Below are 16,170 nucleotides of genomic sequence, written 5' to 3' on the forward strand. Positions count from 1 at the left end.
TATGTTGAAATACTTAACACTATACTATTTTATGGGAAACATAGCCGATACTTATCTCTTAATCTTATGAAATGAGTAGTTTGCTTTTTTCTCTTTCTATAAAGTTACAAGTAAATCAAACTAGTTTCCTACGTAGTTATTATTCGTATAGCACATCTCTCTCTATTTACTAAATTATCGTGAGATCTATGCCTAGCTTACCCGTTCATATTTCTGGTATTACAGTTAGAAATCTAAAAAATATTTCTATAGAATTTCTTCCTGGAGAGATTGTCTTACTTACCGGGGTATCAGGATCTGGAAAATCTTCATTAGCCTTTGATACCGTTTATGCAGCAGGAAGAAAACGGTATGTAGCCACTCTACCAGCATTTTTCGCTACGAATTTATCTCCTCTCCCCGACCCCACTGTAGAAAAAATTCACGGTCTTTCCCCAACGATTGCTGTTAAGCAAAACCATTTTGCCTATCATGCGCACTCTACTGTTGGAAGTGCCGCAGAACTCTCCCAACATCTTGCTTTATTATTCTCGCTAGATGGAGAAGCTAGAGACCCGCATACAAAACAAACTCTTCATTTACAAAGTAAGGAAAAGATTCTCGCGACACTTGCAACCATTCCTGAGGGAACGCAAGTGACCATCTTAGCACCGCTGATAAATATAAGCAGAGCTTCCATTCAAGAATGTGTGCGACAGGGATACACAAAAATCCGTATAGACAACGTCATTTCTTCTATTTATCCCTTTCTCACGTCTCCCCTTAGTGAAGAGTCCCCTGTAGCTATTGTCGTTGATTCTTTCATTAAAAATGAAAGTAACAATGCGCGTATGAAAGTTAGCTTATTTTCTGCTCTTGATCTAGGACAAGGGAAGTGTTCTATAAGCACTGAGACATATGAGGAAACTTTTTCCACGCAGGTATACATACCGGAAACCCAACAGACGTATGCACCATTAACACCACAAGTATTTTCTCCTCATAGTCTCGAAGATCGTTGTACACAGTGTCAAGGATCAGGAATCTATATTACCATTGACGATCCCTCGCTTATTCAAAATGACCTATCTATCCGAGAAAACTGTTGCAAACTAGCAGGAAACTGCTCTACGTACTTTTACCACGCTCTGTATCAATCTCTCGCCGACACCTTAAATTTTAGTTTAGACACTCCATGGAAGGATCTTCCTGATTCTGTCCAAAATGCTTTCCTCTATGGTCAAAAGCATCTTGTTCTTCCTGTACGCCTTTTTGATCCTACATTAGGAAAGAAACCCCTATCTCACAAAGTTTGGAGAGGGATTCTTAATGAGATTGGCGAAAAAGTCCGTTATGCCGCAAAACCTTCAAAATACATTCCTGAAGGGACATCAGCAACGTCCTGTCCTACATGTCAAGGAACCGGAATTGGAGAATACGCTTGTGCAGCTACATGGCAAGGAAAAACTTTTGTAGAGTTTCAGAAAATGCCTCTTGATGAGTTTTTTTCTTTTACATCTTCTATAACACCGACATTACCCTCCATTCGTGAAGTCTTAGATGGTTTAAACAATCGCCTTTCCATATTGATAAACTTAGGGCTTTCCTACCTCACCCCAGAAAGAACACTCGCAACATTATCAGGAGGAGAACAAGAACGCACAGCTTTGGCTAAACATTTAGGAGCTGAGTTATCAGGAATTACCTATATTCTTGATGAGCCCTCCATAGGACTCCATCCTCGCGATACACATAAACTGATTCAAGTAATTCAAAAATTACGCGATCAGGGAAATACCATTCTTCTTGTTGAGCATGATGAGCAGATGATCTCTTTTGCTGATCGCATTATCGACATTGGTCCAGGAGCGGGGATCTTCGGAGGTGAAGTACTATTTAATGGGACTCCCGCAGATTTTTTAAAGACTTGTGATTCACTAACAGCAAGCTATCTGCGCCATGAACTTACCATAGACATCCCTGTAAGACGCCCCAAGACAAAAGCACGTCTTACACTGTCTCATGCCACGATTAACAACTTAAAAGACATTACTATTTCTCTACCTCTAGAGAGAATAACCGCAGTGACAGGAGTTTCGGGATCAGGAAAATCTTCTTTAATTAACGACACTTTAGTTCCTGCTATGGAACGCGTTATTCAAGGAGATAAGGACTCCCATTTATGTATAGAAGAGGGCACCATAGAACGTGTCGTACATATTACTCGAGATCTCCCCGGCCGTTCTCAACGTTCTATTTCTCTAACCTATATTAAGGCTTTCGATGATCTTCGAGAATTATTCTCCCAACAGCCTAAAAGCAAACGCTTGGGATTAACAAAAGGTCATTTTAGTTTTAATCTCTCTTTAGGAGCCTGTACAGAATGTCAAGGTATAGGGTCTATAACTCTTGATAACCATACCCCCATTCCCTGTCCTCTCTGTCATGGGAAACGGTTCCAACCGCAAATTTTAGAAGTGCGCTATCAAGGAAAGAATATCGCTGACATTTTAGCAATGACAGCGTATGAAGCGGAAAAATTTTTCATGTCGACTCCCCATATTCATGAAAAAATTCATGCTTTATGCTCCTTAGGTCTTGATCATCTCCCTTTAGGAAGACCTTTATCCAGCCTATCAGGAGGAGAAATCCAAAGATTAAAACTTACCTATGAGCTACTCGCTCCTTCTAAAAAACCTACTCTTTATATTCTTGATGAACCGACAACAGGATTGCATACTCACGATATCCATGCTCTTATCCATGTTCTTCAATCTCTTACTCAACAAGGACATACTGTAGTCGTTATAGAACACAATATGCATATTGTGAAAATCGCTGATTACGTTATTGAACTAGGTCCTGAAGGAGGAAATCTCGGAGGATATCTCTTAGCCTCATGCACTCCTGAAGAACTAATTTCCCTCAATACACCTACAGCAAAAGCTCTGCAGCCATATTTTAAAAAGACGAAAGCTCTTCCTAAACTAGCTGAGAAATCTCAAAATAGGCATCTTCTCAAAGATATTTCTATTCAAAATGCCTATCATCACAACCTTAAACATATTGATATTACTCTTCCTCGCAATGCTCTAACAGCAATTTCAGGACCTTCGGCATCAGGGAAACATTCTTTAGTCTTTGATATTCTTTATGCTGCAGGAAATATTGCTTATGCTGAGCTATTTCCCTATTACGTGCGCCAAGCTCTTATTAAGCAAACCCCTCTGCCACAAGTAGAAAGTGTCCGAGGATTATCTCCAGTCGTTGCAATAAAAAAAACAGGAATACGAAAAAACTCAAGATATTCGTTAGCGTCATCTTTAGACATTACCAACGGTCTTGAAAAACTCTTTGCTCTGCTAGGAAAACCTCATTGCCCCTTAACAGGAAAACCTCTAAAAAAAATCACTCCGCAGACAATTATCGATAAACTTTTCCAAAATTATGAAAATTCTTACGTCACAATAACCGCGCCTATATCTCCTGAAGAAGACCTGTCTATTGCTCTAGAAATGAAGAAAAAAGAGGGATATTTAAAGCTATTTGCTAATAATGAGATTTATGATCTTGGAGAACATCTTCCTGAAATTCTAGAAGATCCTGCCATCATTATCCAACATACAAAAATCTCCAAAAGTCATGAATCTTCTTTGCTATCCTCATTAACGTTAGCTTTTTCCTTATCACGAACAATACGCTTACATATTCATAATCAGGGGAAAATACAACACTCTCTATCTTACACTCTAGGTTGGCAAGATTCCTTAGGAAACAGCTATCCTAATATCACGCGCAAACTCTTATCCCGAGAGCATAGCGAAGGACAATGTCAACAATGTTGTGGATCAGGGAATGTTTTAAAACTCTCTTTAACGGCACATAAAGATAAAATTCTTCATTATTCCCCCTTGGATCTCTTTAAGCTATTTTTCCCCGATATTTCTCCAAAACGTGTGGTTGATCTTATTAGAGAACTGAAGATTTCCTCATCTACGCAAATTCAAGATCTCGATCCCCCTACTCAAGAAAAATTATTTCAAGGAACTCAAAAACATGCAGGACTAGAAAGAATTCTCATGGAACAATGCAATCTTGTTCCCTTCTGTCCTCTTCTCCATCCTCTAATTCTATCCGATACATGCTCGGGATGCTCAGGATGGGGAATCCATACCTATGCGCAACAGGTGCGCATAGGGGAAACATCTCTCATAGATATCTACCAAGAAGATACCGAATTCCTCAAAAATCTGTTAATGACCCTCCATGACGATCAAGCGCAACCTATTATCCAAGATCTACAAAACCGCTTAGCATTTATTGATAAGGTTGGATTGAGCTACATCACTCTAGGGCAACAACAAGACACTTTAAGTGATGGCGAGCACTACCGCCTCCACCTAGCAAAGAAAATCTCTACAAATCTTACAGATATTGTTTATCTTCTTGAAGATCCCCTGTCAGGACTCCATCCTCAAGATATTCCAACATTAACCAAATTACTTAAAGAACTCGTTACCAACAATAACACTGTTATTGCTACAGACCGGAATCATCTATTAGAACTCTGTGCGGATCACACGATAAATTTAGGACCAGGATCAGGACCTCAAGGAGGATATCTCACCAATCCACTCCCATCATCTATAGAGGATGATGATCATAAAAAAGTTTTCTCTAAAGACACTTTAGAGGTTCGTCTCTCGATTCATAATATCTCTAATCTTCATGTACAAGCTCCTTTGTATAGTCTCGTTGCCATCGCTGGAGTGTCGGGATCTGGGAAAACCTCATTACTCACCGAAGGGTTTTATAAGCAGGCTCAAAAGCTTATCGATACTGGAAATGCGCATTTCTCAAATGTAGTGTTCCTAGATTCTCATCCGCTATCTTCTTCACAACGATCTGACATCAGCACATATTTTGATATTGCTCCATATTTGAGGAACTTCTACGCATCGCTCACACAAGCCAAAGCCTTAAATATTACAGCAAGTATGCTCAGTACAAATACAAAACATGGGCAATGTTCTGATTGCTTAGGCTTAGGATACCACCTAATAGATAGAGCTTTTTATGCTTTAGAAAAGCGCACGTGCCCGACATGTTCAGGATACCGTATTCAACCCCTATCTCAGGAGGTTGTCTATGAAGGGAAACACTTCGGGAAACTCTTGAAAACTCCTATTGAAGAGGTCCTGACTATTTTTCCTTTCCTTAAAAGAATACAGGCTCCCCTACAAGCTCTCATAGACTCAGGGCTTGGCTATCTTCCTTTAGGCCAAAATCTCTCTTCCCTATCTCTAAGTGAAAAAATCTCTGTAAAAATTGCTCGATTCCTTCACTTGGCTCCTCAAGAGCCCTCGCTATTTCTTCTAGATGAAATAGCCACCTCCTTAGATGTGAATAAGAAATGCCAATTGCAAAAGCTATTTCGCACGCTGATATCTCAAGGGCATTCTATTATCTATGTTGACCATGACATACAGCTGTTAAAACATGCCGACTATATTATAGAACTGGGACCTGGATCAGGGAAATACGGAGGAAAAGTACTCTTTTCAGGACAGCCTAAAGATCTTGCCACTTCTAAAAAGTCAGTACTAAAAACGTATATGAGTGGATTATAAAGAACGCTCTTTAGAATCGTAAGCCGTGCGGCACTTATCGCGTTCTTCACTATTTCCTAAACAATGGAAAAAGATAAATTTCTGCAACAATAACTGCCGCCGTTCTTGATAACTCAACTGCTCTTCACAAATACCTAAAGGACTACAAAATACTCCTATCAATGCTCGTGGAAATACAGAATCTTCTCGACATCCTGAAAGATGTAGATAAGCTAAGGAGCTATCTTCAGCAAGTGCTAGCCAATAACCATAAAGAACGAAGGCGTGACTGCTATCGTCTATCCACGAAGATTCGTCATAACTAGACAAAAGATCGTAAACTTTATTCGCATCTTTCATCCATAAATAAGAGAGCACCTCATAGGGCAAAAGATACCTATAACGCTGCTGAGGAGAAATATACTTTTCTACTAGAGCAATGGCCTTCAGAATCTCTTCACCTCTACCGTGAATCAAAGCGTCTTTAGCAAATAAATCAAACAAATATAAAATCAATACAGGATCTAAATTTTCAATACCGTCAAAGACCTTTTCTATAGACTCCTGGAGCGTTAACGCTTCCAATCCTGAAAGGAAACAAAGAAGCTGATCAGGAAGAATTTCTACGATTTCCTTAGAAAACGTTGTTGTTCGGATGTTCTCACGTAAAATTCCTGAGTATTCTTCAATAAACTCCTTATTTCCTAAATCTGCAGCAGTGTAAAAAATATCCGCAAGAGCACGATAATCCTTTAAATCCCAAGATCTTTGAAACAACCCGAGAAGAAACGGTGTAAATCCTGACCAATAGCTCAACAGCAATTCCATTTTAGAAGAACGAAAATCCACAGGGGAAATATCTAGATTGCAAAATAAAGTATCTTGAATTTTTCCATGTAAATTCTGAAGGAAATGCTCTTCTTCAGAAGCATTTATAGATTCGGGAGCAACATGAAGAGCAAGAAGCATAAAGACTAAAGAAATGCGGTGATTGCTATATAAAGCTTCATGCAAACGATAAACAACATGATCACGAACACGAGAGATTTCAGGACGTTGACAATAGCGCTTTAAAGCTAGTAATAAGCTTTTGACCTCTTCGTTATACTCTCCTAATCTTTGATATACCAAAGCTTTCCCGAGATACTCCAAAGGAGCCGCAACACTATTATGTAAAGTAGAAAACTCCTCAAGAGCTTGGATAAATCCTTCAGAGTCACTATTCTCAGAAGCTTTTTCTAATAAAGCAATGCCTATACGAAATTGTGCTTCATATCCCTCCTTACGTCCAGGAAAAGACTCAACAATCCTACGATAAAACGTAATGGCACGCTCGTATAACTTTTCATTAAGAAAGGCATCGGGAACCGCTAAACAACTGACTTGTAAAGATCCACTACTTTCTAAAACAACAATGTTTCCGCAAACATCAGCAACATCCTGAATGATCACCCCAATACGTCCTCCCCGAGCAGGGAGATAATCCATATGAATCGTCCAGACAATATTATCGATAATCAAAGATAAACGGTGATTTTGCTTTTCAAAAGCTATGAAAAACTTCTCCTTATTTCCATCGATGTGCCGGGAAGTCTTTTGTATCTCTAAGCCATTTTTTACTAAAGATACCGATAGGATATTTTCCTTAATGTGCAGCCAAAAACCATAACCATGGTAAAAATCCCCATGATCTACGCCTTCGGAAGGAGGAAGCAAAATTCCAAAGCCTTCTTCTAGTCCCTTACGCAATAGCGTATATTCCAAACGCACTTCTGAAAAACTTTCTATCTTAGAAATGGCTAGGCTGTACCATAAAGCTGGTGACACTTCCAGCATTGGGAAATACTTAGATAATAAAATAGGTTCATGGAACTTCCAACATTCTCTATCTTGAGTATGTAAAACAATCTTAGGAGTCCATTCGGGACTTCCCTGTAAATGTTGTTCTATATCTGCTTTCAAAGCACTTACAGAACGATAACGTTCCCTGGGGTCTGCCGCTAAAGCCCTCATGACCACTTGAGAGAGAAACGGAGGAATTTCTCTATGAGGAGCAATTTCTTCAGGGAAACTAATTTGATGACGAAGACTGATTTTCTGACCCTTTTTCTTGCGATAAGGAAAAGATAATGTCAGCATCTGATAGAGAATCACTCCCAAAGCATAAATATCAGTACTTTCTGAAGCTGGAGTCCCTCGTAAACGTTCGGGAGCCATATAATCTGGAGTGCCTACGATCTTACCAGGAATCGTCATGTTAGAAAACAATGATCCCGGGATACGGACATCAATATCCGAAAGAAAATCTTCCTCCATTTCTTTAGATAATGCTGCTCCCCAATCTAAGATAACGACCTCACTAAAAAGTCCGAGCAAAATATTATCAGGCTTAAGATCTCGATGAAGAATTCCCCGAGAATGTACATATTCTACAGTGGAACAAATCTTATGAAATATAGAAAGAAAAGTCGCTACCGATGTTTGCTCTGCAAGATCCTTAGGAAGGGAATCACATTGCCATACACTTTTTAGCAGGCTTTTAAGAGTATATCCCTCTATATAAGGCATTGTGTAATAAACAGGATCACTATCACTACAAATCGTAAAAACAGGGACAACCCCAGGATGGACAAGATCAGCAGCGATCTTAGCTTCTCTAAGAAAACGTTTTTTTAATAACTCATTATCAGAAAGATCCTCACGGATCCTCTTAAGAGCAACCTTACGCGAGCATACGGGATCATAGGCTAAATAAACCTCTCCCATACCCCCTTTACCAATCATTCTGATAATATCATAACGCTGCAAGAGTGCTTTGCCCTCAATTTCTAAGAAAAGGACGCTAGCTTATCAAGAATACTTTGTAATTCCATACGATTATTTTTTAAAGTTTCTTCTTTAGAACGTACAAGATCTGGATTAGCCTTTGCTCGAAAACTCTCACTACTCAATAAGCGTGAGACACTTTCAATAGAATTTTCCAAACGCATTTTCTCTTTTTCTAGGCGATTTCTTTCTTTAGTAATGTGTTCCATAGGCACAAATACTCCAAGACGAATACCCTCAACAACACCTAAACTATAGACACGATCCTTAGGTTCTTCGGAAAGATACTCAAGAGAAGCTATCCCACCAAGAGCACACATCATAGGGACGTAAGTCTCTATAGAAATTCCCTCAGGGCAAATAACAAACACTTCTAAAGAAGCTCTAGGATCTAGCTGCATCTCGCCCCGAATATTTCTAATGGTATACACTAGCCTTTCTGCAAGAGCAAAAGATTCATGAAGATCTTTAGGAATAGCAATATCTATAGCTTGTGGATAAGGAGCCACTACATAAGATTCTGCTCGCAACATATCTAAAGCATGCGCTGTGATAGTATCCGCGCATGGTGCATCAACATCACCTAGTGTTGCCTTTAGCTTTAAAAATAGCGTTTCCGTAACAAAAGGCGTTATAGGATGTAAAACACCTAAAATATTCACCAACAAAACTGCTAATAACTTCTGTTTTGTAAGCCGATCTTCCTCATTACCTTGTTTGCCATAGAGCGTAGGTTTGATAATTTCTATATATGTAGAACAGAAATCATTCCTAAAGAACTCATACGCCATGGTTGTTATCTTATCAAAAGCATAACTTTGATATGCAGATTCTAACTGCTTTAGCAACTGATTGAATCCATCAAGAATATAGAAATCTTCTAACCCTAGAAGATCCTTATCTATACCATAAACAAGATCTTTACTTGTTAAATTGGAAATATGACCAAAGATAAACCTCGCCCCATTCCAAATCTTATTCGCAAAATTTTTGTATTCCTCAAACAAACGGTAGTCGAGATCTATTTGCTCACCACGATTTGCACATGAACACAGTGTCATACGAACAGCATCAGCGCCATACTTACCAATCATCTCTAAGGGATCGATAACATTCCCCTTAGATTTGGAAAGCTTCTCCCATTTCGCCACAACATCTTTAGGAAGGGCTTTCCCCATGTCATAAGCATGTTTTTCCTCTCCAGAGATGTATGTCCATTCTCCAAGATCGTTATAGCGCTTATAAGATTTACCAAAAATTAATCCGTGTAAGAAGACATCGCTAAAAGGCTTCTCTTCAACCATAGCACTGCAAAGCAATACCATGCGTGTTACCCAGAAAAATAGAATGTCATGTCCTGTAATGAGAACTGCTGTGGGATAAAATTTCTCTAAATCTCCAGATTCTACATCAGGCCAACCTAAACATGTTAATGGCCATAACCCAGAAGAAAACCAAGTATCTAATACATCAGGATCTTGATACCAAGAATCAGGATCTTGAGCGACCTCTTCGGGAATCCCTTCACCATCATAACAGAGGATACGATCTTCATCACTCTTATGATACCATACAGGAATGCGATGTCCCCACCACAACTGCCGACTGATACACCAATCACGAAGGTTATTCACCCAAGAGAGGTAATTTCGAGTAAATTCTGGAGGGAAAATCTTTATAGAATCATTAGCAACAAACTCACGTAAAGAATCTCGGAAACTCTCTACAGAAACAAACCATTGTTTCGACAAATATGGTTCAATAACTGCTCCCGAGCGGTAAGACACGCCAACTCTCAGCTTATAAGGCTCTTTTTTAACAAACAGCCCCATAGCCTCCAACGCTGTGATAATATCTTCACGAGCTTTTTCTTTACTTAATCCTGCAAAGATTCCCCCGTTCTCATTAATCTCTCCGGTAGGAGCCAGAATATTTACCATAGGTAAATTATGATTGATTCCTGTGCGGTAATCATCTCGATCATGGGCGGGGGTAATTTTTACAGCTCCAGTACCAAATAAAGGATCTACAGACATATCCCCAATTATAGGGATCTCCCGATCTACAAAAGGTAAATGTACCTTAGCTCCTAATAAATGGCTGTAACGCTCATCATCAGGGGAAATAGCAATGGCAGTATCCCCAAGTAATGTTTCTGGACGTGTAGTCGCCACGATGATTTCTTCAGAGCTATCGACTACTTTATAACGAATGTAGTACAGCCAACCATCTTTTTCTTCATACTCGACTTCATCATCTGCAAGTGCTGTTTGTAAAACAGGATCCCAGTTAACAAGATAGTATCCCCTGTAAATATGTCCTTTATCAAAAAGAGCCTTGAAAGCTTTTTTTACAGCACGGTTCGCTAACGGTTCCATAGTGAAACGTAAGCGAGACCAATCGCAAGAGCATCCTAGCTGACGCAATTGAGAAAGAATGACTCCTTCACTCTTCTCTTTCCATTCCCAAACATGCTTGATGAATTCTTCTCGAGAAAAATCTATACGGCGTTTACCCAAGGAAGCATATAAATGTCTTTCTACTACGGTTTGTGTAGCAATACCTGCGTGATCTGTACCAGGGACCCAGCACACCTCAAATCCAGACATCCGCTTGTAGCGAATAAGAACATCCTGAAGAGTATTCACAAGCGCATGGCCCATATGCAAAATGCCCGTAACATTCGGCGGGGGCATGATAATAGCATAAGGGGGCTTATCACTTGCTGATTGAGCCGTGAACATACCTGACCCTTCCCAAAAAGCATAAAGCTTGTCCTCTAATCCTTTAGGATCATAAGCTTTGGAAAATTCATCCTCTTCCATAATTCTATATCCAAATCTTTATAACATTTTTAGATGCCGCAACGGCAAAAAACTAAGTCTAAAAAGCATCTACAGAAATGACTTCCATCCAAAGATGATGGCGTCGGCTGACTATTTCTCTGTCTCCACTAGATAAAGAAACCTTATAAGAAACAATGCCCTGGCGCTCTTCGTAATTATCGCCTTTCAGACAGTACACACGGTAACCAGAAAGCTGAAGCACTTCATACGTCAATTTTTCTATCTTCCCATCACCATAGTACACCCAAAGATGTAGAGTTGCGGGAAGCATTTTCTTCATCCGATAAGGCAGACTCCAAGTAACAACAACCTGCTGACCAAATACCTCATGAACACAAGCCTGCTCTATACCCAGATGTGCCGCAGCCGTATAATCATTATCTACAAATTCTGTAAATGAGGACAACGAAGGTTGCGAACACGCTGATAAACATAGTACTGAGACCAGAGGAAATAGGACTATGATCAATAAGATTTTAGAATAATAATAACGCAAAAACAAAAGCAAAGAGTGCAAACGATTCAACTATCCCAATAGATGCAAAAGATTTACCATAAATAGCCGAAGATCGAGCGTATGCTTGGATAGCACTTACACAACATTTCCCCTGCATTATAGCAGACAATAACAATGCTATACCAACGGAAAGCCCCATAGCAATAGCGCCTATAGCACCAACTTTCCCATCTTTAATCCCATCTCTGAGCAAAAGCATGAAAATCAATCCATAGATAGATTGTGACGATGGCATTGCTGATAAACCTATTATCTTTCCATGTCCTTCGTCAATTCGGGACATCACAGCATGTGAAGCCACCCCTGCCATACCACAACCAATGGCACTGCCTATCATTGCTAAGCCCATGGCAAAAACAGGACCAACAACCGATAAATCAATCATTATGTACCTCTATATCTCATAATAATATCTCAAGAAAACCTCAAAGAACCTGCTCTTTAGTTCTCTTGTTTATAATTTAATTTTTCCAAAGACAACGGATTCTATCAAACCGTAGAATTATTGCCTAAATCTATCCCTTGGTATCCACAACCTTATGGCACACTACTTTCTTTAAAGGGTGTAGGAGTTTCCCTCCGCCATCAAAGCTATAGTGATACCACTCAATAAAGTTTAATCTAAGTCCATGAATCACTCCTCCCATAATAGAGAGAAGGATATTCACTGAATGACCGAACAAAATAATAACGAAGGCTATAGCAGGAGAGAAACGGTTGCTAATTTGCACAATTGTTGTTCCTACCATAGCTCCTGCCAATCCTAATGCGTAAATACGCAAATAAGACAAAACATCTGAGAATACTTGTATAATTGCTGTAATCTCATCAATACCCCCAACACCACGTTGCAAAACTGCACCGGCAACAGCAAGGCCTATACCAACAAACACTCCGTAATAACCAATGATTCCCCCAAGATCGTAGGGAACGTGAAATAGGTAATGAATCAAAGATACGGATTGCAAATATAAGGGAAGATATAGATAGGCCCCACACATAAAAACAATCCATCCTAGGCCAGAATAACGCTGCCGCATATAACGCAACATTCCCAAAGCCATATGGACGACTCCAACAAATAGCGCCAATTCCATTAGGATATTATCTATAAACTTATCGTAAACAACAGCACGTGCTACCGTTTCTCCTGTAGATTTTTCCGTAGCAAGAAGGAACTCTTCGGCACCTTGTTTATCCTTCAATAAAGGATGCTCATTGACTAACTCTTTATATCCTTTAGGATGCTTATCCAAGTAATATTCTGCTTTCTTCAAAGCCAACATATGGGTAAGGGAATACTCTCGCAAAGGATTTGAAGGACTTATAGAAATCCCAAAAAATGACGTTGTAGCAAATCCCCAGAAAATACATCCCAACCCTAAAATTGAGAACATCTTCAAGAAACGTGCCAATGATTTAGATCGCTTCAGGACCCGTCGAGCTTTAAACGTTATAAAAAGCGAAGTTGCTAAAAAAACAAGCCCGTAACCACCGTCATTGACGATCATAGAAAAGAAGAAGAAAAACGAAATAAATACCCATAATGAGGGATCTTTATCTGAAGATGCCGGCGTATCATAAATATTCACCAGATCTTCTCCGATACGTCCTAGGCCACTATTTTCTAAATATGTAGGGACAATCTCATCAGGATCCGGAGCTACCTTATGCAAACAAATATCAAACTGATCACACAACTTCTCTAGTTCTTGGATACGATCAGAGATTACCCATCCTGTAATAGAAAATACCTTACCATCAAAGAGCTCTTCTACACTCTCTTCAGCATGGCGTAAGCGTTGTTCGTTATCATAATCGCATAAACCTTCAAGAACATCCTGACGGTAAGCATAAAGTTCACAAATCCTAGTCTTCTTAAACTGTATCTCTCTTAAAAGAACGGTTTCTTTAGCTTGCAATTCATTAACAGAGTGTGGAGCATCAATCTCTGTGAATTGATCTTTTGACAATTCAACGACACCGATAACAGCGTAGTAATCAAAATTATATGCTGTAGATAAGTAAAAGACATTAGATTGCTCTACTTCTAGATTGTCCTCGTCCACATGTTTACGATAGAAAAATCTGATCGTTAATCCAGTTTTCCTTGTAAATTCAATAATATCATCAGAGGAAAAGGGTCCTAAAGGTTTAACTCTAAGAATCTCCTTCCTTAAAGCTTTTATAGCTTCTGTTAAAGAATGGATTTCCTGATGAAGAGCAAACACCTCATCTACTATCTGCTCAACAGTTAAATCTTGAGATTTTGACAAAGATAAGTGAGCGGAAGGGTAATCTCTTTTCAGGGAATTTAAAATTTTCAAACACTCAGAAAAATGACGTAGTTTTTCTGAAGTAATCAATCTTTTATCAGAAATGAACTCAACAACTCCAAGTTCTCTACAAGCAGTAAAAAATTCTGATCGATTTCTTCCAATAAAGAGATACTTATCGACATTTACGCGCATTCGGATTCCTCCTTACGCTGCTGTATCTTTTTCTTAGCCATTTTAACCTGGCCAACATCTGTAATACTACGATCACTTAAGAAAATCGCGATTTTCTTAATCATTCGCGTAGTCTCTGGAATTAGCTTCTTCTCAAAGAGATTTACACGAATGGATACATTTCTTAATTCTTCCTCAAGAATTCTTTGCTTTTCCGCAGCTACTTCAGAACGCACTTTATTAATTACAAACTCTCGAGAGTAAGCTACAAGCGTATCGATCCAAATAGGAGTATCTAAAACAGAATAAGAAGATTCAGCTAGGATAATATTCCTTATCACAGGGACTTCTATCCCCGTAATATTTTCATAGTCTTTTTCAACTTTCTCTATCTTAAAACTATTTGCAATCGCATCAACATAAAGAGGAACACTATAAAGCTCTGCGAAAGCATAAATACTTTCCCTGGCTGCTTCATACGCTTGTATGCTCTCACTAGCCTCTCGAATAGCATTGGTAACTTCTACTTGCAGCAATGCTTTTTTTAATTTTAACGTCGGTAAATATGTTTCCAGACGTGAGAGTTTTACCTTTTCTAAACGATAGGCATTCTTTGTTAGCTTTATCTGTGAAGACATGACTTCGGCCAATACTTATTGATCAACTGTTCCTTTATACCCACTTCTTCGGAATGGAAACTTTGAGCAAGAATTTTCCAACCAATATCTAAAGCTTCTTCTAAAGGAATATTTACTTCTAAACTCATTAATCGGGTTTCGAAAAGCTCAGCAAATGCCAATAACTTTTTATCCCAATTTGACAACTTAAAGCCCATGGACATTCTTTCCGCAGCTTTTCTAGAATCGGCATATAGCCGTATTAAAGAGTTTGCAAGATCTCCATGATCTTCTCTAGTTACTTTACCAATAACCAATTGCTTCAAACGAGATAGAGAACCAAACGGATCAATACGGTTATTCTTCAGGTAAAACTGACCTTCCGTAATGAATCCCGTGTTATCGGGAACAGGATGGGTAATATCATCTCCAGGCATCGTAGTCACACTGATTAAAGTAATGGACCCGCCCTCTGCTATATCCACAGCTTTTTCATAACGCAATGCAAGATCCGAATACAAAGATCCCGGATATCCACGGTTCGCAGGGATCTGGTCCATAGTAATGGCGATTTCCTTTAAAGCATCTGCAAACGCTGTCATATCCGTAAGTAAGACCAACACATTCTTATTGTGATCTACAGCAAATTTCTCAGCACATGCTAAGGCCATATCAGGAATTAAAACACACTCTACAGGTGCATCTACAGCTTTATGAATAAACATCACACATTTATCGGCGAATCCTAATCTCTTAGACTCATCAACGAAAAAGCTATAGTCAACGAATGTCAATCCCATACCACCGATAATGACAATGTCGGCATCTGTTTGTGCAGCTATACGCATCAATAAGGCGTTATGACTCTCTCCAGAAGAAGAGAAGATAGGAATCTTTTGAGACTTCACTAAACAATTGAATACGTCAATCATAGGAATATTGGTTTTCACCATATCCCTAGGAACAACACGACAAACAGGATTAAACGTAGGTGTTGAGATTGCAATCGGATCACCGAAACACTCTCCCTCGCCATCAATAGGTTTACCCACACCATTTAAACGTCTACCTATTAGAGATTCCCCGTAAGTAACCTCCATAGAACGACCTAAAAATATTACCCGATCCCCTGTCGACAATCCGGAAGTTCCACCAAAGACTTGTAAGGTTACTTTCTTAGCATCAAAGCGTAAAACAGAAGCGTATGAAGATCTTCCATCCACTCTTTCAATTTCCGCTAGTTCACCTAAACGCGCTCCCTCAGCTTCTACAGTTATTAAGTTTCCTTTGATGTCGGTAATTTTTGTATATATTGTCTGCATAACC

Annotated in this window: 8 protein-coding genes; 1 reads left to right on the forward strand and 7 read right to left on the reverse strand. The window is 39.2% G+C overall.

Annotated elements, in window-relative coordinates; translation table 11 throughout:
• The first annotated feature begins 188 nt into the window (after positions 1 to 188).
• On the forward strand, positions 189 to 5,609 hold the full coding sequence (gene uvrA, locus CCA_RS03395; RefSeq protein WP_011006633.1) for an excinuclease ABC subunit UvrA: 5,421 nt from the start codon (positions 189 to 191) through the stop codon (positions 5,607 to 5,609).
• Here the strand turns inward: uvrA and pknD are convergent.
• The 7 genes from pknD to CCA_RS03430 all read right to left on the reverse strand — a co-directional run bounded on the left by pknD (position 5,604) and on the right by CCA_RS03430 (position 16,166).
• Complete coding sequence (gene pknD, locus CCA_RS03400; RefSeq protein ID WP_011006634.1) at positions 5,604 to 8,396, reverse strand: serine/threonine-protein kinase PknD; 2,793 nt, start codon at positions 8,394 to 8,396, stop codon at positions 5,604 to 5,606. The two genes, uvrA and pknD, sit on opposite strands and share 6 nt — an antisense overlap.
• Positions 8,397 to 8,416: 20 nt before the next feature.
• On the reverse strand, positions 8,417 to 11,239 hold the full coding sequence (locus CCA_RS03405) for a valine--tRNA ligase (RefSeq protein ID WP_011006635.1): 2,823 nt from the start codon (positions 11,237 to 11,239) through the stop codon (positions 8,417 to 8,419).
• Positions 11,240 to 11,297: 58 nt separating this feature from the next.
• Positions 11,298 to 11,777 (reverse strand): hypothetical protein, encoded by a 480-nt coding sequence (locus CCA_RS03410; protein WP_041462223.1) that lies wholly within the window; start codon positions 11,775 to 11,777, stop codon positions 11,298 to 11,300.
• Complete coding sequence (locus CCA_RS03415) at positions 11,737 to 12,162, reverse strand: ATP synthase subunit C (RefSeq protein WP_011006637.1); 426 nt, start codon at positions 12,160 to 12,162, stop codon at positions 11,737 to 11,739. Before CCA_RS03415 ends, CCA_RS03410 begins: the two co-directional genes overlap by 41 nt.
• A 130-nt stretch (positions 12,163 to 12,292) precedes the next feature.
• The gene (locus CCA_RS03420; RefSeq protein WP_011006638.1) at positions 12,293 to 14,248 is read right to left on the reverse strand and encodes a V-type ATP synthase subunit I; all 1,956 of its coding nucleotides are present in this window, start codon (positions 14,246 to 14,248) and stop codon (positions 12,293 to 12,295) included.
• On the reverse strand, positions 14,239 to 14,865 hold the full coding sequence (locus tag CCA_RS03425; protein ID WP_011006639.1) for a V-type ATP synthase subunit D: 627 nt from the start codon (positions 14,863 to 14,865) through the stop codon (positions 14,239 to 14,241). Before CCA_RS03425 ends, CCA_RS03420 begins: the two co-directional genes overlap by 10 nt.
• The gene (locus CCA_RS03430) at positions 14,850 to 16,166 is read right to left on the reverse strand and encodes a V-type ATP synthase subunit B (protein ID WP_011006640.1); all 1,317 of its coding nucleotides are present in this window, start codon (positions 16,164 to 16,166) and stop codon (positions 14,850 to 14,852) included. Before CCA_RS03430 ends, CCA_RS03425 begins: the two co-directional genes overlap by 16 nt.
• Between the last annotated feature and the right edge of the window lie 4 nt (positions 16,167 to 16,170).

Origin of the sequence: Chlamydia caviae GPIC (genome assembly GCF_000007605.1) — a bacterium.
Classification (GTDB): Bacteria; Chlamydiota; Chlamydiia; order Chlamydiales; family Chlamydiaceae; genus Chlamydia; species Chlamydia caviae.

Coding starts and splice junctions, on each gene's coding strand:
- CCA_RS03420 (WP_011006638.1), bottom strand. CDS start 14,248: ATGCGCGTAAATGTCGATAAGTATCTCTTTATTGGAAGAAATCGATCA.
- CCA_RS03405 (WP_011006635.1), bottom strand. CDS start 11,239: ATGGAAGAGGATGAATTTTCCAAAGCTTATGATCCTAAAGGATTAGAG.
- CCA_RS03430 (WP_011006640.1), bottom strand. CDS start 16,166: ATGCAGACAATATATACAAAAATTACCGACATCAAAGGAAACTTAATA.
- CCA_RS03425 (WP_011006639.1), bottom strand. CDS start 14,865: ATGTCTTCACAGATAAAGCTAACAAAGAATGCCTATCGTTTAGAAAAG.
- uvrA (WP_011006633.1), top strand. CDS start 189: ATGCCTAGCTTACCCGTTCATATTTCTGGTATTACAGTTAGAAATCTA.
- CCA_RS03415 (WP_011006637.1), bottom strand. CDS start 12,162: ATGATTGATTTATCGGTTGTTGGTCCTGTTTTTGCCATGGGCTTAGCA.